Source organism: Marinobacter sp. 1-3A (assembly GCF_016597775.1).
Lineage (GTDB): Bacteria > Pseudomonadota > Gammaproteobacteria > Pseudomonadales > Oleiphilaceae > Marinobacter > Marinobacter xiaoshiensis.
Genome location: NZ_VCGZ01000003.1, coordinates 408396 through 430063 on the forward strand (window position 1 = coordinate 408396; position 21668 = coordinate 430063).

Annotated in this window: 20 protein-coding genes and 1 other RNA gene; 3 read left to right on the forward strand and 18 right to left on the reverse strand. The window is 55.4% G+C overall.

All coding sequences use genetic code 11. The features are described from left to right. Positions 1 to 53: 53 nt before the first annotated feature. The 16 genes from ftsA to rsmI all read right to left on the reverse strand — a co-directional run bounded on the left by ftsA (position 54) and on the right by rsmI (position 17414). Positions 54 to 1289 (reverse strand): cell division protein FtsA, encoded by a 1236-nt coding sequence (ftsA, locus tag FE848_RS07045; RefSeq protein WP_200202074.1) that lies wholly within the window; start codon positions 1287 to 1289, stop codon positions 54 to 56. Between the two features lie 36 nt (positions 1290 to 1325). After that, positions 1326 to 2165, reverse strand: a complete 840-nt coding sequence (locus FE848_RS07050; RefSeq protein ID WP_200202075.1) for a cell division protein FtsQ/DivIB — start codon at positions 2163 to 2165, stop codon at positions 1326 to 1328. Then, on the reverse strand, positions 2158 to 3132 hold the full coding sequence (locus FE848_RS07055) for a D-alanine--D-alanine ligase (protein WP_320159508.1): 975 nt from the start codon (positions 3130 to 3132) through the stop codon (positions 2158 to 2160). Before FE848_RS07055 ends, FE848_RS07050 begins: the two co-directional genes overlap by 8 nt. Then, positions 3125 to 4570: a UDP-N-acetylmuramate--L-alanine ligase gene (murC, locus tag FE848_RS07060; protein ID WP_200202076.1), complete on the reverse strand. Its 1446-nt coding sequence runs from the start codon at positions 4568 to 4570 to the stop codon at positions 3125 to 3127. Before murC ends, FE848_RS07055 begins: the two co-directional genes overlap by 8 nt. Then, positions 4563 to 5669, reverse strand: a complete 1107-nt coding sequence (gene murG, locus FE848_RS07065; RefSeq protein ID WP_200202077.1) for an undecaprenyldiphospho-muramoylpentapeptide beta-N-acetylglucosaminyltransferase — start codon at positions 5667 to 5669, stop codon at positions 4563 to 4565. The genes murC and murG overlap by 8 nt, the downstream gene beginning before the upstream one ends. Beyond that, the gene (gene ftsW / locus FE848_RS07070) at positions 5662 to 6864 is read right to left on the reverse strand and encodes a putative lipid II flippase FtsW (protein ID WP_200202078.1); all 1203 of its coding nucleotides are present in this window, start codon (positions 6862 to 6864) and stop codon (positions 5662 to 5664) included. The genes murG and ftsW overlap by 8 nt, the downstream gene beginning before the upstream one ends. Further along, a complete protein-coding gene (gene murD, locus FE848_RS07075) occupies positions 6864 to 8219 on the reverse strand; it encodes a UDP-N-acetylmuramoyl-L-alanine--D-glutamate ligase (protein WP_200202079.1) in 1356 nt (451 codons plus the stop codon). The genes ftsW and murD overlap by 1 nt, the downstream gene beginning before the upstream one ends. Positions 8220 to 8234: 15 nt before the next feature. After that, the gene (gene mraY / locus FE848_RS07080; protein ID WP_200202080.1) at positions 8235 to 9320 is read right to left on the reverse strand and encodes a phospho-N-acetylmuramoyl-pentapeptide-transferase; all 1086 of its coding nucleotides are present in this window, start codon (positions 9318 to 9320) and stop codon (positions 8235 to 8237) included. Then, the gene (locus FE848_RS07085) at positions 9305 to 10699 is read right to left on the reverse strand and encodes a UDP-N-acetylmuramoyl-tripeptide--D-alanyl-D-alanine ligase (RefSeq protein ID WP_200202081.1); all 1395 of its coding nucleotides are present in this window, start codon (positions 10697 to 10699) and stop codon (positions 9305 to 9307) included. Before FE848_RS07085 ends, mraY begins: the two co-directional genes overlap by 16 nt. Then, positions 10696 to 12180: a UDP-N-acetylmuramoyl-L-alanyl-D-glutamate--2,6-diaminopimelate ligase gene (locus tag FE848_RS07090; RefSeq protein ID WP_200202082.1), complete on the reverse strand. Its 1485-nt coding sequence runs from the start codon at positions 12178 to 12180 to the stop codon at positions 10696 to 10698. The genes FE848_RS07085 and FE848_RS07090 overlap by 4 nt, the downstream gene beginning before the upstream one ends. Before the next feature lie 4 nt (positions 12181 to 12184). Further along, positions 12185 to 13924, reverse strand: coding sequence for a peptidoglycan D,D-transpeptidase FtsI family protein (locus FE848_RS07095; RefSeq protein WP_200202083.1), 1740 nt, complete (start codon positions 13922 to 13924; stop codon positions 12185 to 12187). A 32-nt stretch (positions 13925 to 13956) separates the two neighbouring features. Further along, a complete protein-coding gene (gene ftsL, locus FE848_RS07100; protein WP_200202084.1) occupies positions 13957 to 14361 on the reverse strand; it encodes a cell division protein FtsL in 405 nt (134 codons plus the stop codon). 2 nt (positions 14362 to 14363) lie between these two features. Further along, positions 14364 to 15347, reverse strand: a complete 984-nt coding sequence (gene rsmH / locus FE848_RS07105) for a 16S rRNA (cytosine(1402)-N(4))-methyltransferase RsmH (protein ID WP_200202085.1) — start codon at positions 15345 to 15347, stop codon at positions 14364 to 14366. Next, positions 15344 to 15796 carry a division/cell wall cluster transcriptional repressor MraZ gene (gene mraZ / locus FE848_RS07110; RefSeq protein ID WP_200202086.1) on the reverse strand — a complete coding sequence of 151 codons (453 nt, stop codon included), beginning with the start codon at positions 15794 to 15796 and terminating at the stop codon, positions 15344 to 15346. The genes rsmH and mraZ overlap by 4 nt, the downstream gene beginning before the upstream one ends. A gap of 302 nt (positions 15797 to 16098) precedes the next feature. Next, an RNA gene (rnpB, locus tag FE848_RS07115) (RNase P RNA component class A) lies at positions 16099 to 16461 on the reverse strand. Between the two features lie 56 nt (positions 16462 to 16517). After that, on the reverse strand, positions 16518 to 17414 hold the full coding sequence (gene rsmI, locus FE848_RS07120) for a 16S rRNA (cytidine(1402)-2'-O)-methyltransferase (RefSeq protein WP_200202087.1): 897 nt from the start codon (positions 17412 to 17414) through the stop codon (positions 16518 to 16520). A 131-nt stretch (positions 17415 to 17545) separates the two neighbouring features. On the opposite strand from rsmI, the gene FE848_RS07125 reads away from it, so the two are divergent. From FE848_RS07125 to FE848_RS07135, 3 genes are read left to right on the forward strand one after another with little or no spacing between them, the layout of a single operon-like run. Further along, on the forward strand, positions 17546 to 19408 hold the full coding sequence (locus FE848_RS07125) for a penicillin-binding protein activator (protein WP_200202088.1): 1863 nt from the start codon (positions 17546 to 17548) through the stop codon (positions 19406 to 19408). Between the two features lie 29 nt (positions 19409 to 19437). Next, the gene (locus FE848_RS07130; protein WP_200202089.1) at positions 19438 to 19806 is read left to right on the forward strand and encodes a YraN family protein; all 369 of its coding nucleotides are present in this window, start codon (positions 19438 to 19440) and stop codon (positions 19804 to 19806) included. 6 nt (positions 19807 to 19812) lie between these two features. Then, on the forward strand, positions 19813 to 20403 hold the full coding sequence (locus tag FE848_RS07135; protein ID WP_200202090.1) for an SIS domain-containing protein: 591 nt from the start codon (positions 19813 to 19815) through the stop codon (positions 20401 to 20403). A gap of 58 nt (positions 20404 to 20461) precedes the next feature. Here the strand turns inward: FE848_RS07135 and FE848_RS07140 are convergent, their stop codons facing one another. Continuing rightward, positions 20462 to 20872 (reverse strand): ClpXP protease specificity-enhancing factor, encoded by a 411-nt coding sequence (locus FE848_RS07140; protein WP_200202123.1) that lies wholly within the window; start codon positions 20870 to 20872, stop codon positions 20462 to 20464. Between the two features lie 59 nt (positions 20873 to 20931). Continuing rightward, positions 20932 to 21561: a glutathione S-transferase N-terminal domain-containing protein gene (locus FE848_RS07145; RefSeq protein WP_200202091.1), complete on the reverse strand. Its 630-nt coding sequence runs from the start codon at positions 21559 to 21561 to the stop codon at positions 20932 to 20934. Positions 21562 to 21668: the final 107 nt, after the last annotated feature.

Sequence of the window (21668 nt, forward strand, 5' to 3'; positions counted from 1 at the left end):
AATTCGAGATTGTATTTTTCGAGATACCTTCGTTTACTGCCTTCCCGGAACCGTCAGAAATGACCGGTAAACCAGGCTTTCATGCGCTCAAACAGCGAGGGTGCGTCTTCACCCTTGAGCACCGGTACCCGGCCAAGATCCATCTGCCGGAAACCATGAATCAATAACCCCACGCCGGTGGCGTAGATAGGGTTATTAACAACTTCTGTCATGCCGGACACTGCGTGCGGACACGCCAAGCGTACCGGCATATGGAAAATTTCTTCAGCAAGCTCCACCACGCCTTCCATGGTGGAGGAGCCGCCTGTAATCACGATTCCCGCCGGAATCATGTCTTCAAATCCTGAACGGCGCAGCTCTGATTGCACGAGGGTAAACAGCTCCTCGTAACGGGGCTCTACCACTTCTGCCAAGGCTTGCCGTGAGAGATCCCTCGGTGCCCGGTCGCCAACGCTGGGCACCTTGATGGTTTCATCTGCGCCAGCCAGCTGAGTCAAGGCACAGGCGTACTTGATCTTGATTTCCTCTGCGTTCTGCGTGGGCGTACGCAGAGCCATGGCTATGTCGTTTGTAACTTGATCACCAGCAATGGGAATAACAGCGGTGTGACGAATGGCCCCGCCGGTGAACACGGCAATATCCGTGGTGCCGCCGCCCATATCCACTACACAGACACCCAGTTCTTTTTCGTCATCTGTGAGAATTGCGTGGCTCGACGCCAGCTGCTCCAGAATGATGTCGTCGGCTTCTAGACCACAGCGGCGAATGCACTTTTCAATATTCTGGGCTGCGTTGACGGCACAGGTAACCAGGTGCACCTTCGCCTCCAGACGCACACCGGACATACCCATTGGCTCTTTGATGCCCTCCTGGTTATCAATCACAAATTCCTGCGGCAAAATGTGCAGGATCTTCTGATCAGCAGGAATGGCGACGGCCTGTGCAGCGTCTATAACCCGGTCGATGTCAGCCTGAGTCACTTCCCGGTCACGAATAGCGACAATGCCGTGGGAGTTGAGGCTCTTGATATGACTGCCTGCAATCCCTGCATACACAGAATGAATGCGACAACCGGCCATCAGCTCGGCTTCCTCAACCGCTCGCTGGATTGCCTGAACCGTGGTTTCGATATTAACCACCACACCCCGCTTCAGACCCCGGGAAGGATGGGAACCAATACCCACCACCTCAATGGTTCCGTCCATCTTGCGTTTGCCGACAATAGCAACCACTTTCGAGGTTCCAATATCGAGGCCGACAATCATGTTTTCCGTTTCAACCGATGACATGCGTTCCACCAAACCGTAGGTCTGAATTTACTGTTTCTATGTTTTCGGGCCGGAAGCAGCCTGCGCCTGCTTCCATTGAACCGCCACACCATTGGTGTAACGGGCATCTACCCGGCTAACTTCATCCGACCGCGATATCAGCCGGTTTTCATACACTGTGATAAAGCGCTCAAAGCGCTTCGCGACCTGATCCCGGCCGAGTACCACTTCAATTCCATTTGAGAGACTGAGCGTCCAGGCACCCCGCCGTTCAAGTGAAAGCCCTGCGAATCCCAGGCCGTGCCCGACCAACTTGTCACTCATGGTGCGAGCCATGTCGATCACATCACGCACCCGCTCATCGGGGCCCGCAAGCTGTGGCAACCTTCCCGCAACTTCCGGGTTTGGCGGCATGAACAGCTCACCAGTGCGGCTAACCAGGCGGCCGTCCGTCCAGTAAGCCAGCGGCCTTTTCTCCCGGATGTTAATTTCCAGTCGATCCGGCCATACGCGTCGCACCGCTACGGTTTCAACCCAGGGGCGCCTTTCAAGATCTGCCTTGATATCCGAAAGATCCGTCGAAAAGTAGCTCTTACCGATCCAGTTGCCGGCCTGACGTTCAATGGCAACGCGGCTATCGCCGACAAAATCGCCATTCACATCAATAGCCAGAATTTGTTGATCCATGGCCCCCAGCACTTTGCCCGTTGCCCAAGGCACAAGGCCCGCCGCTAGCAGAATCGCAATGCCCATACCGGCCTGAAGCCAGGGCACCGCAGCCAGAATTGCTTTTAACACTCCAAACCGGTCCTTCTCGGGGCCGAGGGTTGTTGCTCCCCGGCGCCGGGGAGGGTCGGACGGTATCGCCCGGCTCCGGATTAGCAGTGTGTCAAGCATCGGCTCCCTCCAACGTGTCGTGCAAAATCCTCACAACCAGTTCTTCAAAACTGATGCCAGCAGCTTTTGCCGCCATTGGCACCAGGCTGTGATCAGTCATGCCCGGAACTGTGTTGACTTCCAGAAGCCAGAATTCACCCTCTGCATCCTGCATGATGTCTACACGGCCCCAAGTGCGGCAGCCCACGACCCGGAATGCCTCCAGCGCAAGATTCTGCAACTTCGCTTCATCCTGAGGCGACAGACCGCAGGGAATCCGATAACGGGTGTCGTCCGCCAGATATTTCGCGTCATAGTCGTAGAACACGTGATCGGTGCTCAAGCCGATGGCCGGCAGAGCCTTGTCCTGCAATAAGCTGACCGTAAACTCAGGGCCTTCAACCCACTCTTCTACCAACACTTGGGTATCCAGTGCGGCGGCAGCCTCGTAGGCTTCTACCAGCTCTGCAGCAGTATTCACTTTGCGGATTCCAATGCTGGAACCTTCCCTTGACGGCTTAACACTCAAAGGCATGCGCAACGCTTGAACAATCTGTTCGGCGTCACTGGCTGCCGTCATGGTTCTGAACTTCGGTGTTGGCAAACCACAGCCAGCAAACACGTACTTGGTGCGTAACTTATCCATCGCCAGCGCGGAGGCCATAACTTCACTACCGGTATACGGAATACCCGCCTGAGACAGAATCGCCTGCAAGGTTCCGTCTTCCCCACCACGGCCGTGAAGAGCAATAAACACACGATCAAAATCAGGATTTTCAACGGCCTTCAGCAGGCAGCCCTGCACATCAACGGCAAAGGCCTCTACGCCCGCAGAAACCAAGGCTGCGGCAACTGCCTTACCACTTTTAAGGGAGACTTCCCGCTCGGCGGAATCCCCGCCCATAAAGACAGCCACACGCCCTAGCGCCTTAACCACGTCTGGCTCTGCCTGATACGCTGGTAATCCCGGACGCTGAATATCACTCACCTGCAACAACTCCTTGCGTCGATAACCGGAGCGCTATGCCACCGATGTCGCCAGCACCTTGGGTAATCAAAAGATCGCCATCCTGCAAAACGCTGCCCAGCAAACCTTCTATTTCGAGATTGTCTTCCACATACAGCGGCTCAACCTTGCCCCGCTGCCGAATACTGCGACACAAAGCCCGGCTGTCTGCGCCGGGTATTGCGGGTTCACCGGCCGAATACACTTCCATCAGCAAGAGGCCGTCAACTTCCGATAACACCCGCACAAAATCTTCGTACAAGTCGCGGGTACGGCTAAATCTGTGAGGCTGATACAACATCACTATGCGGCGCTCGGGCCATGCCCCTTGAGCTGCCCGAATGACGGCTTCGACTTCAGTGGGGTGGTGACCATAGTCGTCCACCAACGTGACGCTACCGCCGGGTATTTTGTAATCCCCGTAAACCTGGAAACGGCGACCGACGCCGGCAAAAGCGGCAAGCCCGCGACAAATAGCGTCGTCAGAAACCCCGTCATCCGTCGTTACAGCAATCACTGCCAAGGCATTCAGTACGTTGTGACGCCCTGGCATTTTCAGTTCGACTTCAAGATCGCTTCGCCCACCAGGCCGCTTAACCACAAAGTGTGTTCTCAGCCCGTCAGAAACGATGTTCTCTGCCCGATAATCCGCATCGGGGTTACTGATGCCGTAAGTGATAATTGAGCGTGCGATACGAGGGATGATTTCGTTCACATAGGGATCATCCACACACATCACAGCCAAGCCGTAAAAAGGCAGGTTATGAAGGAAATCCACAAACGTTTGTTTAAGCTTTTCCACGTCGCCGTCGTAGGTGTCCATATGATCGGCTTCGATGTTGGTGACCACTGACACGGTCGGCGTCAGGTGCAGAAAGGAGGCATCGCTCTCATCCGCTTCAGCAACCAGATATCGGGACCCACCCAGCTTGGCATTGGTACCTGCACTGTTCAGTTTGCCGCCGATCACGAAAGTGGGATCAAGCCCGGCTTCACCCAGCACCGACGCAATCAGGCTGGTTGTAGTGGTTTTGCCATGGGTTCCGGCTACGGCAATGCCGTGGCGGTAACGCATGATTTCCGCCAGCATTTCAGCACGGGGCACAATAGGCACCCGCCGACTGCGGGCCGAAACCATCTCGGGGTTGTCAGATGCAACAGCAGACGACACTACAACCACGTCGGCCTTAGCGCTGTTTTCCTCACGGTGGCCAATCTGAATCTCAATGCCCATGGCTTTGAGACGATCTGTAACTACACCTTGTTTGATGTCTGAGCCAGACACGTCGTAGCCCTGGTTTTTCAGCACTTCTGCAATGCCACTCATGCCGGCACCACCGATACCCACAAAGTGAATGTGGCGAATCCGGCGCATTTCCGGTACTTGAAAAGCAAGCGGCGGATTGTTTGTATCAGCCATTAGCGGCCTCCAGGCAATAATTTACGACTCGCTCCGTTGCATCGGGGCGAGCCAAAGTATGTGCAGCCTTGGCCATTTCCATGACTCGGGCGCGATCCCCGGCAAGGTCGCCAAGGGTTTCTGCCAGCACGGCCGGTGTAAGCCGTGACTGTGGTATCAGGATGGCCGCTTTGGCACTCACCAATTGCTGACCATTTTTCGTTTGATGATCGTCCACCGCATGGGGAAATGGCACCAGCACTGCGCCGATTCCTGCGGCACACAATTCAGATACCGTCAGTGCGCCAGCGCGGCACAACACTACGTCGGCCCAACCGTAGGCTTCCGCCATATCCTTAATAAACGGTTCAACATCGGCACTCACGCCGTGCTGCTCATAAGAGGCGCGGGCATCTTCAAGATGTCGTTCCCCACACTGATGCCGCACCTGTGGTCGCTCCTGTTCTGGCAGCATTGCCAGGGCTTCTGGCAATTGCTGATTGAACACCTGGGCACCCAAACTGCCACCGATCACCAGAATTCGCAGCGAATTGTTCTGATCTCCGGATTCGTTCGAGCGCCCGGCCATTCTTTCTTCAGGGGACGCTAAGGTCGCCAGATCTTCCCGCACCGGATTACCGGTACACCGGGTGACCACGTCTGTTCCAAAACTTCCCGGGAAGGCTTCCAGCACTGTTTTTGAAAACCGCACCAGAATCCGGTTGGTCATTCCTGCAATGGCATTCTGCTCATGAATCACTAGCGGCGTTTTCGTAAGCCAGGCTGCCAAGCCTCCAGGGCCAGTCACAAACCCACCCATGCCAACCACACAGTCCGGGCGAATGCGGCGCATGATGGTGAACGCTTCACCCAGCGCACGCATCAGGCGGAACGGCGCTGCCAGCAAAGCAAGCTTGCCTTTTCCCCGGAGCCCCGAAATGTGGATCAACGACATAGGTATGCCAGTGTCAGAAATCAACCGTTCCTCCATGCCGCCGACAGCACCCAGCCAGTGCACTTCATGCCCCTTGGCTTCGAGTGCCCGTGCGGTGGCAAGTGCTGGAAACACGTGGCCACCAGTGCCTCCAGCCATCATCAGAAAGCGGCGAGGTTCATTCATAGCGCGCACCTCCTCGCTTCCGGGGGGCCGTCTTTTCCGAAGCCTGCTTTTCCTTATCCAGCCGTTCCATTTCAACCCGAGCGAGAATGCCGATACACACACAGCTGATCATCAAGCTGGAGCCGCCATAACTCACCAACGGCAAGGTCAGCCCTTTGGTGGGAAGCAATCCGGTACTGACTGCCATGTTGATTCCGGCCTGCAAGCCGATCAGCAATGTGATGCCGTAGGCGAAGCAGGCACCAAACGGCATATCTGCCTTTTCTGCCCGCCGTGCAATCACGAATCCGGTTACAACCAGCACAGTAAACAGCCCCAGCACGATCAGTGAGCCAATCAGCCCGAACTCTTCCGCGATGATGGCGAAAATAAAGTCTGTATGAGCCTCCGGCAGGAAGAACAGCTTCTGTATTGAGTTTCCGAGGCCAACGCCACTCCAGTCGCCGCGACCAAAAGCAATCAATGACTGCGTTAGCTGGTAGCCGCTGTCGAACTGATCTTTCCAGGGGTCGAGGTAACTCACTACGCGCTTCAGCCGGTAGGGCTGCGTCAGTACCAGAATCACCCCGAGCACCACCAGAATGGCAATCAGCGGTACAAACCGGCTAAGCCGCACACCGCTAAGGAAAATCATGCCCGCAGCTGCGGTCACCAGAACCACTGTCGCCCCAAAGTCAGGCTGAATAACCAACAAGGCAGATGCCACGCCAAGAACGACCAGCGGCTTCAAAAAGCCCGGCCAAGTATTCAGCAACTCATCGCGGCGCCTTACAACGTAGCCGGCCAGGTATGCAATCAGGCATAGCTTTGCCACTTCCGACACTTGCACGTTGAACAGCCCAAACGGGATCCAGCGCGTAGAACCGTTCACGGTGCGACCCAGTGGCGTAAGAACCAGGACCAGCACCAGCAGCCCTATCCCGAGCAACAACCAACCGCTGCGCTCCCACCAGGCCACTGGCACGTTGACCGACACCAATGCCAGCATGCAGCCCATAACCGCGAACATGAGCTGGCGAATCACATAGTGATAACCATTGCCCATGGTCTCTACCGCCAAGTCCATGGAAGCGGAGGAAATCATCACAACCCCGATAATCAGCAAGGCAACCGAGCTGATAACCAGAACCGGCAGGGGCTGAATTTCGCCCAACCATTGTGTCCTTGCGGGTGCTACTGATAGCCCTAACTGCATCAGTTCACCTCCCGCAGTGATTGGACCTGGGTGCGGAATTGCTCACCACGATCCATATAGTCCGCAAACATATCGAAGCTCGCGCAAGCGGGGGAAAAGAGTACCCGATCGCCTTGCTGCGCAAGCTCGGCAGATTTTTCCACCGCAGCCTTCAAGGTTTCGGCCCGGTATACCGGCGTCTCGGAGGCCAGAGCCCCAGCAATACGATCTGCATCGCGGCCAATCAATACAACCGCGCGGCAACCGTCACTGACGGGGGCCGCCAGCTCTGTAAACTCGGCACCCTTGCCTTCTCCACCAGCAATCAGCACGAGTTTCCCTTCGCCTTCCGGCACCAGGCTTTTTATGGCGGCGACGGTGGCTCCAACATTCGTGCCCTTGGAGTCATTGATGTAATCCACGCCTGCAAGCCTGCGCACAAGCTCACAGCGGTGCGGCAACCCACTGAAGTTCCGCGCGCTATCCAACATGATGTCCATTGGCAGTCCCGCGGCCTGCCCAAGTGCCAACGCAGCCATTACGTTGCTGAGGTTGTGCCAGCCCATCAGTTTCAGCTCGCTGGCATTGAGCAGGTTATCGAAGCCGAAGGTCAGCCATAGGCCCTGATCGTCTTCCCGGGTACTGAACGTTTGCGGGTTCACCCGATTAAAGCCAAAACACACAAACCGCAGGTTGTCCCGCGCCATGGGAGTGCTGAGCGCATCGTCCAGGTTCACGATAGCGTTCTTGCAGCCCTGGAAGATTCGTTGCTTTGCCTGGAAATAAGCCATCTTGTCCGGATAGCGATCCAGATGATCATCACTGACATTCAGCACGGTTGCCGCCAGCGCATTCAGACCTGTAGTGGTTTCCAACTGAAAGCTGGAGAGTTCAAGCACGTACAAGTCGGCGCCCAGGCCCAGCAAATCCAGTGCCGGTGTGCCGATGTTTCCGCCAACCTGAACCTTGGGACCCGCAGAACGAGCCATCTCACCCAATAAAGTGGTAACAGTGGTTTTGCCGTTGGAACCTGTTATGGCCACAACAGGTGCGTCGGCAGCCTCAGCAAACAGATCAATATCGCCCCGTATGCGCGCGCCCTGCTCAGCGGCGTAGGCTACAGCCGGCTCAGCAATGCTGATTCCCGGGCTTACGATCAGTTCGTTGAACCCCGCAAATAGTTCGGGGCTGAACGATCCAAGATGGACAGAAACATCAGGCCACCTGGCACGAAGGTCATCCAGGCACGGCGGCGCTTCGCGGCTATCCGCCACGGCAACCTCTCGCCCCTGCGCAGTCAGATAGCGCACGCAGGAGAGCCCGGTTTTACCGAGCCCTACTACCAGTGTGCGACGATCTGAAGTGATGACACTCATAATCAGTCCGGCTTCCTATCGTAATTTCAGACTGGACAAGCCAATCAGAACGAGAATTACAGTGATGACCCAGAAACGCACAATCACACGCGGTTCTGGCCATCCTTTAAGTTCAAAATGATGATGCAGTGGTGCCATCCGGAATATCCGGCGACCAGTCAGCCGGAACGAGGCAACCTGAAGGATCACTGACACTGTTTCCATCACAAACACGCCGCCCATGATGAAAAGAATGATTTCCTGGCGCACGATCACTGCGACCACACCCAAAGCTGCACCCAGGGCCAAGGCACCAACGTCACCCATGAATACTTGGGCGGGATAAGTGTTAAACCAGAGGAAGCCAAGACCGGCGCCCACGAGGGCCCCGCAAAAGACAATCAGTTCGCCGGTACCCGGCAAGTGCGGGATCAGCAGATAATTTGCGAACTGCACGTTGCCGGATACGTAGGCGAAAATGCCCAAGGCACCTGCAACCATGACGGTGGGCATGATTGCGAGGCCATCCAGACCATCTGTCAGGTTCACCGCGTTGCTGCTACCGACAATCACAAAATAAGTAAGCAGGATAAAGAGCACCGGCCCGAGGGTCAGTGACACATTTTTAAGAAATGGCAGGTACAACGAGGTTTCCTGGGGCAAAGCGGAACTGAAGTACAACACTATGGCTGCGGCTGCACCAATCAAAGACTGCCAGAAGTACTTCCACCGTGCAGGCAGGCCACGAGGGTTGCGCTCAACCACTTTCCGGTAATCATCCACCCAGCCAATAGCGCCGAACAGCAAGGTAACCAGCAACGTCACCCATACATAACGGTTGGACAGGTCCGCCCACAACAATGTGCTGATGCCGATAGAGACCAGGATCAGCGCGCCGCCCATGGTTGGCGTTCCAGCTTTACTGAGGTGTGTCTGGGGACCATCATCACGAATCGCCTGACCAATCTGATACTGACTCAGTTTGCGGATCATCACTGGTCCGATAAGCAAAGAGATCAGGAGCGCGGTTAACGTGCCCAGAATTCCGCGCACGGTCAGGTACTGAAACACCGTCAGCGCCGAAAAATAGTCTGAAAGAACCCCTGTCAGCCAGAGCAACATGCTTTATTCACCTTGTTTATAATTCCATCCGCCACGAGATCCATGGCGGAACTTCTGGACCCTTTAACCAGCACGGTCATTGGCCGCTCTTTAGCCCGATAAATGACCTGCACGGCCTCATCGTGTGTTTCATACATCTCTGTCGCTTCACCAAAACCCTCGGCGTAGCCTTCGCAGCCGGGACCTACCGTTACCAGGCGGGCAATGCCCAACTCCGAAGCAAAGGCACCCACTTCACGGTGAAGTTCGCGAGCGGTTGGCCCGAGCTCGCCCATCGCTCCTAAAACCGCAATATGCGCGCCTTGGCGCTTTGCCAGAACACCCAACGCTGCTTTCATGGAGGCCGGGTTTGCGTTGTAACTGTCATCAATAACTGACAATTCTCCCGGAAGATTGACTACCTGGAGGCGCCCACGTGCTGGCTGGACCCCGGCCAAACCGTCTTTGATTGCCGAATCCGTTGCACCCAGCTCACGGGCTGCTGCAATCGCCAGCAGAGCGTTGGTTACGTTGTGTTCGCCTTCGAGGGGCAACAGGAACGTGAGCCTCCATCCGTCAGGCCCTGCACACACAACTTCCGCCTGCAGACTTTGCTTTGGTTCGACAGCTGCGCTGTAGTCTGCCTCGGGGTGCCCCAAGCGGCTGACACTGACAACCCGTCGGTTCCCGGCTCGGGCAAGCCACTGTTCAAACGCAGGGTCATCCCGGTTCAAAACCACCAAGCCGGCATCGCTAACGCCTTCGATAATTTCGCCCTTGGCCTGCACGATATTCTCGTAACTGCCAAAGCCCTCGAGGTGTGCTTCCCCCGCATTCGTGAGAATCACAACCTGAGGTTTGGTCATTGCAACGGTATGGGCGATTTCACCAATCCCGCTGGCACCTAATTCAACAACACCATATTCGTGCCTGGGCTCCAGGCCGAACAGGGTCAAGGGCACACCAATGTGATTGTTCAGATTGCCGCGGGTCGCAAGGGTTTCCCCCATACGCGCCAGAATGGCAGCGACCAGTTCTTTAACGGTGGTTTTGCCACTGCTACCGGTAATAGCAACCAGCTTCGCGTCGCTTTCATTACGATTGCCGGCGGCCAGAGCCCCCAGTGCTTCAACAGTGTCCGCCACAACCAACTGAGGCATACCGGGACCGCTATCAGCCGGCGTATCAACCACGGCAGCACTGGCACCCAGCTTCTGCGCAGCCTGTAAAAATTTGTGGCCATCAAAGTTGTCACCGCGCAGGGCGACAAATAGCTCACCTGCTTTCAATACGCGCGTGTCTGTGGACACGCCAGTGAACTGAACCGCATCCAGCCCCTGCGATACACACTTTGCGCTGGTAAAACACACAGCCTCAGCAATAGAGAAGGCGCGCATCATAGGTCTGCCCCCTCAATATTCAAGCCTTGGCGTACATGATTTGCATCGCTGAACGGGAGCTTCTGACCCGCTATTTCTTGCCAGGATTCGTGGCCTTTGCCTGCAACAAGAACAAGGTCGCCTGGCTCTGACATATTTATGGCTGTGCGAATCGCCTCAGCCCGGTCGTGAATAACTGTGGCGGCATCCGGCCGGGAGAAGCCCGCCAGAATGTCCTGCACAATCTCCACCGGGTTTTCTGTCCGCGGGTTGTCATCTGTAACGATAAGGACATCGGCGCACTTTTCAGCTTCCTTCGCCATTTCAGGCCGCTTGCCGCTGTCCCGGTCGCCACCGCAACCAAACACACAGATCAGCTTGCCTGTTACGTGAGGCCGCAGCGCAGCTAAAGCATTCGCGAGCGCATCGGGTGTGTGAGCATAATCAACCACAGCACGAACGCCGCTTGCGCCACAGAAACGCTCAAGCCGCCCGGGTGGCGGTGTTAACAGTTCTACCGCCTGCCGTACCTGTTCGACCGTCACATTCAGGGTCATAACCGCTGCAATTGCCGCAAGCACGTTGCTGGCATTGAAACTCCCCATCAGCGGCGCGGAAAAGCCAAATTCGCCCCACTCGCCATCAACCACAGCATCAAAGCCGTTATCTGTGGGACGAAATTCTTTCAGCCACAGCTCGACTTCGGATTCGTGAAGGCTGTAGCGAATGCGATCACACTTACCTTCAAGCTTTTCATAGAGCTGACGGCCAAAGGGATCATCAAAATTTATTACCGAGAAGTGCACATCCTCACGCTCGAACAATCGTGCCTTGGTCGCACCGTAGGACTCCATTGAACCGTGATAGTCCAGATGGTCCCGCGTCAGATTGGTAAACACGGCACCGGTTATTGCCAGGCCGTCTACTCTGCCTTGATCCAGACCATGGGAAGACACTTCCATCGCTGCTGCGCGGCCGCCACTGGCAAGAATGCCCGACAAAGCACGATTAATCTGAACCGCGTCAGGCGTAGTATGGCTGGCCTTCTGCAAGGAACCGGGCATGCCGTAACCCAAAGTCCCCAGAACACCACAGGGCGTGTCTGCCGCGCCTAGTAACTGGGCGATGTAATGGCTCACCGAGGTTTTTCCGTTGGTACCGGTAACGCCGATCAACCGCAGCCTGCGCGAAGGGTGCTCGTAAAAGCGGGCTGCAATTTTCCCCAGCAGTTGTCGGAGTTCCGGAACAGGCACAATCAATGCACCCCGATATTCCTGGCACTCGCCGCTGCTCTCCGTTTCCAGAAGCACAACTGTGGCGCCTGCCGCTATTGCTTGATCCACATACTGGTCAGCCGGCGTCTTTGCGCCTGCCAAAGCAACAAATGCATCTCCGGAACGAACTTCACGGCTATCCGTTTGCAGCCCGTGGATGGTCACATCGAAAACAGAAGGCACGGGCGCAATACCCTGCAACAACGTACTGAGAGATGTTATGCACATAGGCCTACCCCCTCGCCCCGATGTTTACCGGCTGCCGACTTGTTGCGCCAACCTCCAGCTCAGGCTTTACGTTAAGCAGACGCAGCGCATCGCTCATCACCCGAGAAAACACTGGCGCGGCCACTTCGCCGCCGTAGTATTCACCTGACTGCGGCGCATCCACTGCTACAACTGTGACAATTCTTGGGTTGTCGATGGGGGCCATACCGGCAAAAATTGCCTTGTACTGGCTGTCTTCGTAGCCTTGTGCACCAACCAGATGAACCGTTCCTGTTTTGCCTCCGGCACTATAAAAGCCAGGCTGAGCACGTTTGCCAGAACCTCTGGAAACCACTTCTCCCAGCATTGCCCGAACATCACTTGTTACCCGCTCGGAAAGAACCCTTTCACCAACAGGATTTTCGTTCAGCTTCATCAGGCTTAGGGGGTAACGCACACCGCCATTGGCGATAACCATATAGGCCTGAGCTAACTGAAGTGCATTCACGCTCATTCCGTAACCGTATGAGAGCGTTGCTTCTTCGGAGGGGCGCCACTTCGGTGGTGCTGGCAATACCCCTACAGCTTCTCCCGGAAATCCAATACCTGTTGGCTGACCAAACCCGAGGCGGGCGTAGAGGTTGCGAATCGTGTCACCACCCAATTCCGTAGCGATCTTGCTGATACCTACGTTGCTCGATTTCACGATGATGTCGGTAAGGCTAATAACGCCGTAATTCCGGTAATCGCGGATTGTGAACCTGCCAAAACGCCGATAACCGGGCGAGGTATCAATGGTCTCATTAGCGGTGTATTGCCCGGATTCAAGCGCCGCTGCCATAGAGATGGGCTTCATGGTTGAGCCAGGCTCAAACAAATCAGTAATGGCCTTATTACGGAGATTTTCCGATGCGAACTGGCTGCGATCGTTGGGGTTATAGGATCCCTGATTGACCATCGCGAGCACTTCACCCGTCTCGACATCCAGCATCACAAGAGTGCCGCCGCGGGCCTTATGTGAACTAACCACAGCTTTCAGCTCACGATAAGCCAGATACTGCAGGCGCAGATCTATGCTGAGTTCAAGATTGTGACCAGGAGCCGCATCACGGATGAGCGCCAGATCCTTGATGATCCGCCCGCGATTATCCTTTAGAACACGCTTGCGACCCGACTCACCAGATAGCCAATCGTTATAAGCCAGCTCCAGGCCTTCCTGGCCTCGCTCGTCGATATTGGTAAACCCGACAACATGCGATGTCACCTCGCCCGCAGGGTAATAACGACGGTATTCCTGCCGCGTGTAGATGCCAGGAATATCCAGCTCCATAGCCTTTGCGGCCAGCCCGGGCTGCACCTTTCTGCGCAGATAAATGAATTCGCGGCCAGCGTATGTTGCCAGCCGCTCCCGCAGCCTGGCTTCACTGATGTCCAGCACCCGAGCCAGATTGGTCAGGCGTGGCTCGGCGGGATCGGTCTCGGAAGGGTTGGCCCAGAGTGTCTGAACCGGGGTACTTACAGCCAGGGGCTCACCATAACGATCGGTCACTACGCCACGGTGGGCATCAATGGTCTCTACGCGAATCGTGCGCACGTCACCCTGCTTGCGCAGAAAATCGTTATCCACAACATGCAGATCAACCAGACGCCATCCAAGGGCCAGCACAACAACCAGAAACACACCCAGCACAGAGCCAAAGCGCCAGGCTTTCAGGCCCGCCGCGACTCTCTGGCTCAATGTTCTTGCTGACTCCTGATTGGACAATCAGATCACCCTGAGGTTGTTATTGTTGTAAATTACCGGGATGCCAGCGGCGACATCAGGGGCACCAGAACAATATCCTGACGCCCAGGCACCACCATATTGAAACGTTCTGCCGCTAGCCGCTCGACGCGACCGTGGCCACCCATGGAGCTTTGCTCCAGAAGCAACTGACTCCATTCGGCCTGAAAACTGTCACGCTCTGCCTGCAGCTGAGACAGGGTATTGAACAGCGCGCGGTTCTCATGGGCACTCACAACAACACCTATGGACGAACCCACAAGCAGCACAGCCAAGCCCAGAGACACCAAAACATTTTTTTGGCGCGTGGCATCGAAAACCCGTCGGGAGATTCGCACAGCTGCCACGACACCCTCACGAACCTTTTCCTTGTTCAACTTTGCCGGCTTTACAGCCGTTTCTATGGCTACGGCGCCCATAATTACGCGCTCCCCTGCGATGTCTTTGTATTGTCGATACGCTCAAGAACCCTCATAACAGCACTACGGGCCCGAACATTCTCACTAACCTCACCGGCACCGGCCTTGCACGCCTTGCCTATCAACCTGAATTCCGAAGTCTCCTGTGCCGCCGTTACCGGAATACCCTTGGGTAACCTGGGGCCGCGAGCGAGATCTCGCATAAAGCGCTTTACCAGCCGGTCTTCCAGCGAGTGAAAACTGATCACAACCAACCGCCCACCAGGCGCAAGCCTGTCGACCGCCGCCTGCAACCCGATTTCCAGATCTTCCAACTCGCGATTTATAAAGATTCGTATCGCCTGGAACGTCCGGGTTGCCGGGTGTTTATGCTTCTCTTTCCTGGGCACGGCTTCGCTGACCAATGCGGCCAACTGAAGTGTTGTTTCGATCGGTGCTTCTTTACGCCGCTCAACGACCTGCCGAGCAATGCGGCGGGAGAACTTCTCCTCGCCGTAGCGAAAAATCACATCTGCAATTTCCTGTTCTTCGGCATACATCAACCACTCTGCCGCACTTGGCGACTGCTGGGGGTTCATGCGCATATCAAGGGGACCATCACGCATAAAGCTGAAGCCTCTGGACGCATCATCCAGCTGCGGCGACGAGACACCAAGATCCATCAGCACGCCATCAACCTGCTCCCAACCTGCTTCAGACACAGCGCGGCCGAGCTCAGCAAAGGAGCCGTGAAAATACTTGAAACGGGAATCGGCTTCCGCAAGCTTTTCAGCTACGAGGATCGCCTCGGGGTCTTTGTCGATGCCCAGCAACTGGCCAGAGGTACCCAAACACCCCAAAACGAGCTGACTATGCCCACCGCGGCCGAATGTTGCGTCTACATAGCTACCATCGGGATCGCTGACCATATAGTCGACCGCCGAATCCAGGAGCACCGAGCGATGGGAAAATTCCGCTCCGGCCTCCGGCTTGCGATCAGAGGTCATAGGGAAAGCGCCTCCATCTCGGGCGGAATGTCTTCATCGCATGAAGTCTCGTCCAGCCATTCGAACCAACGCTCTTCACTCCATAACTCCAGCTTCTTGCCCTGCCCGACGAGCATCAGCTTTTTTTCCAGATTGGCGTGCCTGCGCAAGGTTGGTGGTACCAGAATGCGACCGGCCGAGTCCATTTCCATGGGCGCTGCATTACCTAAGACCAGGCGCTGCAGACGACGAACTGGCTTTTTCATGTTGGGAAGATCTTCGATCTTCACACGAAGAATCTCCCACTCAGGCTCCGGGTAAACCAGTACACAGCGCTCTTCATCAGCATTTGCAGTCAATACAATGCGGCCACCACAGGCTTGCGCGAGGGTCTCGCGCACCTTGGCGGGGATCGCCAAGCGACCCTTTGCATCCATATTGATGGCATGACTGCCGAGAAAATTGCTCATTTACACCGTCTCTGGAGACTCAAATTCCACAAATAACCACTAGAAACCACTTTTTCCCACTTGTGCACACTATAGAAACACGCAATTCACAATGCAAGCGCCGTCAACGACGCCACTCTTGGGAAAGTTCCTTTTATGACAACAGGTTACGGCGACTCGTGTGAGTCAGAGGTGACATTACGGAAAAGAAAAGAAGGAAAATCAAACACCTGCAAAAATGTCTGAAGAAGACAAGTGAGGTTTAAGATTTTTTGGCTATAAGAAATGTGCAGTGATAATAAACAGGCTTCATGAAGGGAAAAAAGGCGAGCTCGCCGATAAGCCGGGTTCTGTCTTGGACAGTCATTCATCTAGGGCCTGCGTCACCACAGGCCTCAAGCAACCTACCCGAGTCCAGCGCGGGCCACGCCATAGGACTCCTATTTGGTCTTGCTCCAGGTGGGGTTTACCATCGCCGTGGACTGTTGCCAGCCACGCGGTGCGCTCTTACCGCACCGTTTCACCCTTACCGGTGTCCGCGAACGAATCACGAACACTTAGGCGGTCTACTTTCTGTTGCACTTTCCGTCGGCTCACGCCGCCCAGGAGTTACCTGGCACCTTGCCCTGCGGAGCCCGGACTTTCCTCCCCCGGTAAAAACCGGCGGCGACTGTCTGGCGAGCTCGGGCGAGACAATACTATTGCACCACGCACCATGCAAGGAAAAGCGCAGAACAAAAGGTCAACCCTCCTTGAGCTCCAAGGCACGCTGATACAGTTCGTTCTTGCTCAGGCCACTCAAACCGGAGGCTATCTTTGCCACTTTTTTCAGCGGCAGCTCCGCCATCAGAAGGCCCAGCAAATGATCAACATCCAATTCACCGGCCATCAACCCGGCCTCGGCCTTTTCCGCTCCTCGCACCATCACAACGAACTCGCCACGACTGCCGTGGGGGTCATCCGTCAAGGTGGCGTGCACATCTGCTGCCGTACCAGAATAGAACGTTTCAAAGGCCTTGGTGATCTCGCGACCAAGCACAATCTCCCGCTGCGCCCCCATAACCTCCGCTATATCCGCGACTGTATTCAGTATCCTGTGAGGCGACTCGTAAAACACCAGCGTCGCAACCTCCTTGCGAAGCTCTTCCAGGGCTGTGCGCCGACCAGCACCTTTTGCGGGCAGAAAACCCACGAACAAAAACCGGTCGGTGGGCAGACCCGCAGCACTCAGGGCAGCTACCAGCGCGCAAGGCCCGGGTATCGGGCTAACCCGCAGCCCTTCCGCCCTGGCTTCCCGAACCAGCACATAACCCGGATCGGAGATTAACGGCGTGCCCGCGTCTGAAATCAAAGCAACATCAGCACCAGCCAACAGCTGCTCCAGTATATTCTGAACCCTGCCCCGCTCATTGTGATCATGTAATGCGATCAACGGCTTGCTGATACCAATATGTTGTAACAACCGCCCACTGTGGCGAGTATCCTCTGCCGCAATGACGGCCACGCTCGAAAGCACCTTAACCGCGCGCGGTGATAGATCGTCCATATTGCCAATAGGGGTCGCAACGATATAGAGCGTTCCCCGATTATCACCTGGCCTTATTACCTGCACGGCAGGCTGATCCGATTCAGATTTCAAAATGTGTGCCTCGCATGGAGAGACGGCGCCACCATGACACCTGCGTCATGTGAATTGGCCCGGGAGCTGTTAAACTTGCCACCATCAGATCGACGCCACAAGCCAAAACTCCGGAATCTATAGAGCTTGCCATGACAAAGAATCCTGCTAATCATCGTGCCCTGGCCGGTATTTTCATGCTCACCCTGCTGTTTGCAGGGTGCGCCAGTATCGACCTGGACTCGCACATTGCCCAGTCACCTTCCCAGGCACTTGAGCTTGCGGCAAAAGAAAGCAACCCTGAAGTTGCGCAGCGATACCTTCTAAAGGTCGCCAGCCAGTTCCAGGATCGGGATGACCACCGCGCCGCCCGCACATTACTGCAGAGCACTCAACTGGCGCAACCCGCACCTGCCCTCCAGGCACAAAAGCAACTACTATCCATGGCCAGCGCAGTGGCGCTCGAAGATCGCGAGTGGGCAGGTAGCATTGTCACCAAAATTTCTCCAGACAACTTCAAAGGCTACAACTCGGAACTCGTTAGCCGGGCTGCCAACCTTCAGGCCGAAACCTATGCCCTCGTAGATGACCGTCTCTCCGCCGCCATGACACTAGTGCTGCTCTCCCAATCTGACGGCAATGTAAATCCGCAGCAGATACATGACCAGATCTGGGCATTCCTGAAAGCGGTTCCAGATCAAAAACTCGCAGCCGCAAAAGAGCGGAGCATCGGTTTTGAAACTGAGGGATGGCTCGAGCTCGCAGCCAGCGTTCGGGTACCCGGACTCAGCATTGACGATCAGGGCCGCATTATCAGGCGCTGGCAAAATAGTCGGCCCGGACACCCTGCTGCGCAGATACTGCCTTCAGAACTACAGCTCATCGCCAACCTGGCGGAAAGCCGGCCCGAAAAAATCGCGCTCGCCCTGCCACTTAATGGCCCTTTGGCCAGTGCTGGCAAAGCCATTCGAGATGGGTTCCTGGCGGCTTACTATCAGGATAAATCAGCAGATCGAAGCAAAACCGACATTCGCGTCATTGATACATCCGGCAAACCGTTTGAAAAACTCTACAAAGAACTTGCTGCTGAAGATATTGACCTGATTATCGGCCCCCTTGAAAAGGAAGCCCTGGCGAGCCTTACAAATATGAAAACCCTGCCCGTTCCAGCGCTGGGGCTCAACTACCTGCCTGATGGCACAACGCTGCCCGAGGGCTTGTACCAGTTTGGCCTATCGGCCGAGGACGAAGCCCGTCAAATTGCAGACAGGCTGTCCGTGCAAAACATCAATCAGGTTCTGGTGCTGATTCCCCAGGGTGAGTGGGGTGACCGCGTCGAGGCTGCACTGCTGAAGCGTATGCAGCAGAACGGCGCAATTGCTCTGGATATAGAACGCTTCTTCCGCGAGGACAACCTGCGAGCTGTCACTGCAGACCTGCTAGGCATCACCGTGTCGCGGGACCGAGCCATTCAGGTTGAGAGAACCATTGGACTGAACGTAGAGTTCGAACCGCGCCGCAGACAGGATGCAGAGGCGATTGTCATGGTGGCCGAGCCAGCCATTGCTCGCCAACTCAAACCCCTGTTCGCCTACTATTTTGGAGGCGACCTGCCGGTCTATTCACCTTCAATTATTTACGAAGGCACACCAGACGCTGGCCGCGATCGCGATCTCAACCGGGTAGTTTTCACGGACATCCCCTGGGTGCTAAACGATAAAAACCCATTGCGTGAAGAGGCAGCCAAGGCCTTACCGGGTACCCGAGGCCAACTCGGTCGGCTATTTGCCATGGGAGCCGATGCATGGCAACTGAGCAAACGTCTCCCCTTGCTTCGCCAGGTCCAGACCGCTTCAATCGATGGACAAACAGGCCAACTTACCATGACCCCTGAAGGAAGCATTCACAGGCAGCAACTTTGGGCTCAATTCAGGAACGGGACACCCAAACGGCTACCCGAACCAGCCCCTGAAAACAATGAAGACGCAGCGAGCCCTCAGATGCTGACAAACTGACAGCCACTCTCACATGGAAAACAAGCGCCATGGAAGGCCGAAAAGCCATTGGAACGTATTTTGAAGGTGTAGCCGCGCGATACCTTGAGGCTCACGGAGTACATATCCGGGAGCGCAACGTGTACAGCCGCGGCGGCGAGATAGATCTAATAGGGCAAGACCAGGACACCCTCGTTTTCTTCGAAGTGCGATACCGAGGCAGTGGCAGTCTTGTTGACCCAGCCAGCTCGATTTCTTACCCGAAGCAAAAGCGGCTTCTGAAAGCTGCATCCTTCTATCTGCATCGCCACCACCTCTGGGACGCCAACACCCGAATAGACGTAGTGGCAATCAGCCCGGGAACCGTAAAAAAATACCGGGTACAATGGATCAAAAATGCAATCCAGGCGGATATATAGACTCTGATGAACGACATGGGCAACATGATCAACCAGTTATTTGCCAGCCACATGGAGCACACTGCACAAGCGGCAAGCAGTGTTGGCCCAGCCATAGAGCAGGCAGCGGACGCCTTCGTAAACGCACTACTCCATGACGGGAAAATCATCACCTGCGCCAATGGTAACGCCAACGTAGTCGCTCAGTATTTCTGTACGGCTTTTCTTAATCGCTTTGAACAAGACCGGCCAGCCCTTCCAGCCATCAACCTGGGAGCAGACGCCACTACCTATTCAGCTATCTGTCGTGACAACCGTTTTAATGACACCTTCTCACGCCAGGTTAAAGCCATAGGCAAACCTGGAGACCTTCTGTTCGTGATTGTTGATGACGGCCACAAAGCCAACCTCATTCAGGCTATCCAGGCAGCCCACGACAGGGAAATGAATGTGGTTGTGCTAAGCGCACGGGAGAAGTCCGACATAACCTCCCTGATGCACTCAGAAGACCACGAGATCGCATTAAACGACCTGTCTCCCACTGAAGCCACACCTCTGCTTATGCTGGTGATCAATGCCCTGTGTTCGCTGGTAGACGGAAAACTATTTGGGGGCTGAACAAAAATGCCAGCTTGCGCCGGCATTTTTGTCAGAACTTGAACCTAATACTTGTAACTTACTTCACGACCTTCAGCGTAGGCCGCCCAGAAGGCCGCTCTTCCTGACCATTCTGCCTGGAATTCTCGCGATCATTAGTGCCGTCCGGATCCGGAGAGCCCGGCTCACTACCAAACACCATGCCTTCGCCATTCTCTTTCGCGTAAATGGCCATGACCGCCTGCAGAGGAATGAACACCTGCATAGGCACACCGCCAAATCGCGCACTGAACTCCAGAGCACTATTGCCAACAACCAGCGAACGCACTGCACCCGGGCTAATATTCAGAACAATCTGGCCATTCGCCACATGCGCTGTCGGCACCTGAACACCCTGAATGCCCGCATCCACTACTATGTACGGAGTGCAGTCATTATCCAGTATCCACTCATTAAAAGCGCGCACCAAATAGGGGCGACTGGAAGTCATGGTGATCTTGTTATCAGGCACTGCGTTTCTCCTGTTCTCTATCGCGGACGCCAGCCAAATCAGCTACGGATGTCTTCTTCGAGATCAGAAAGGCTAGCCTTGAAGCCCTCACGAGCGAACAAGTTGTCCATATACTTCTGGAGTGGCTTGGCCTGCTTATCATTAAGCTCAATGCCAAGGGCAGGCAAACGCCAGAGAATGGGTGCAATACAGCAGTCCACAATTGTGAACTCCTCAGAGAGGAAAAACGGCATCTCACCGAACAAAGGTCCTGCAGCAAGCAGACCTTCGCGTAATTCCTTACGAGCAGCCTCCGAAGCTTTAGCATTTGGCTGAAGCAGAATCTGGTCAACCAAACCACACCAGTCTCTTTGGATCCGGTGGATCATCAAACGACTGTTAGCACGCGCGACCGGATAAACCGGCAGCAGCGGGGGGTGCGGAAAACGCTCATCAAGATATTCCATCATGATGTTAGGCTCATACAGAACCAGATCACGATCTACCAATGTTGGCAGGGCGTTATACGGATTCATATCAGCCACTTCAGCTGGCGGATTATCCGGGTCAACATCAACGATATCAACGGTAACACCCTTCTCTGCCAGCACAATGCGCACTCTGTGGCTATAGTGGCTGGCCGGGTCTGAGAAAAATGTCATCGATGACCGCTTAGTCACAACGCCCATAGAACTACCTCACGAGTAAACAAACCGAAATGGACCTGAAAAACGCAAAAATTCCAGCGGGCCAATTAACGCCCACTGGAACTCAGGGAACAGGATTATACCCTATT

Excerpts from the sequence above, each read along its gene's own strand:
- ftsA (WP_200202074.1), bottom strand. The coding sequence starts at position 1,289 with ATGTCATCGGTTGAAACGGAAAACATGATTGTCGGCCTCGATATTGGA.
- FE848_RS07050 (WP_200202075.1), bottom strand. The coding sequence starts at position 2,165 with ATGCTTGACACACTGCTAATCCGGAGCCGGGCGATACCGTCCGACCCT.
- murC (WP_200202076.1), bottom strand. The coding sequence starts at position 4,570 with ATGGCTGATACAAACAATCCGCCGCTTGCTTTTCAAGTACCGGAAATG.
- murG (WP_200202077.1), bottom strand. The coding sequence starts at position 5,669 with ATGAATGAACCTCGCCGCTTTCTGATGATGGCTGGAGGCACTGGTGGC.
- ftsW (WP_200202078.1), bottom strand. The coding sequence starts at position 6,864 with ATGCAGTTAGGGCTATCAGTAGCACCCGCAAGGACACAATGGTTGGGC.
- murD (WP_200202079.1), bottom strand. The coding sequence starts at position 8,219 with ATGAGTGTCATCACTTCAGATCGTCGCACACTGGTAGTAGGGCTCGGT.
- mraY (WP_200202080.1), bottom strand. The coding sequence starts at position 9,320 with ATGTTGCTCTGGCTGACAGGGGTTCTTTCAGACTATTTTTCGGCGCTG.
- FE848_RS07085 (WP_200202081.1), bottom strand. The coding sequence starts at position 10,699 with ATGATGCGCGCCTTCTCTATTGCTGAGGCTGTGTGTTTTACCAGCGCA.
- FE848_RS07090 (WP_200202082.1), bottom strand. The coding sequence starts at position 12,180 with ATGTGCATAACATCTCTCAGTACGTTGTTGCAGGGTATTGCGCCCGTG.
- ftsL (WP_200202084.1), bottom strand. The coding sequence starts at position 14,361 with ATGGGCGCCGTAGCCATAGAAACGGCTGTAAAGCCGGCAAAGTTGAAC.
- rsmH (WP_200202085.1), bottom strand. The coding sequence starts at position 15,347 with ATGACCTCTGATCGCAAGCCGGAGGCCGGAGCGGAATTTTCCCATCGC.
- mraZ (WP_200202086.1), bottom strand. The coding sequence starts at position 15,796 with ATGAGCAATTTTCTCGGCAGTCATGCCATCAATATGGATGCAAAGGGT.
- FE848_RS07125 (WP_200202088.1), top strand. The coding sequence starts at position 17,546 with ATGACAAAGAATCCTGCTAATCATCGTGCCCTGGCCGGTATTTTCATG.
- FE848_RS07130 (WP_200202089.1), top strand. The coding sequence starts at position 19,438 with ATGGAAGGCCGAAAAGCCATTGGAACGTATTTTGAAGGTGTAGCCGCG.
- FE848_RS07135 (WP_200202090.1), top strand. The coding sequence starts at position 19,813 with ATGAACGACATGGGCAACATGATCAACCAGTTATTTGCCAGCCACATG.
- FE848_RS07140 (WP_200202123.1), bottom strand. The coding sequence starts at position 20,872 with ATGACTTCCAGTCGCCCCTATTTGGTGCGCGCTTTTAATGAGTGGATA.
- FE848_RS07145 (WP_200202091.1), bottom strand. The coding sequence starts at position 21,561 with ATGGGCGTTGTGACTAAGCGGTCATCGATGACATTTTTCTCAGACCCG.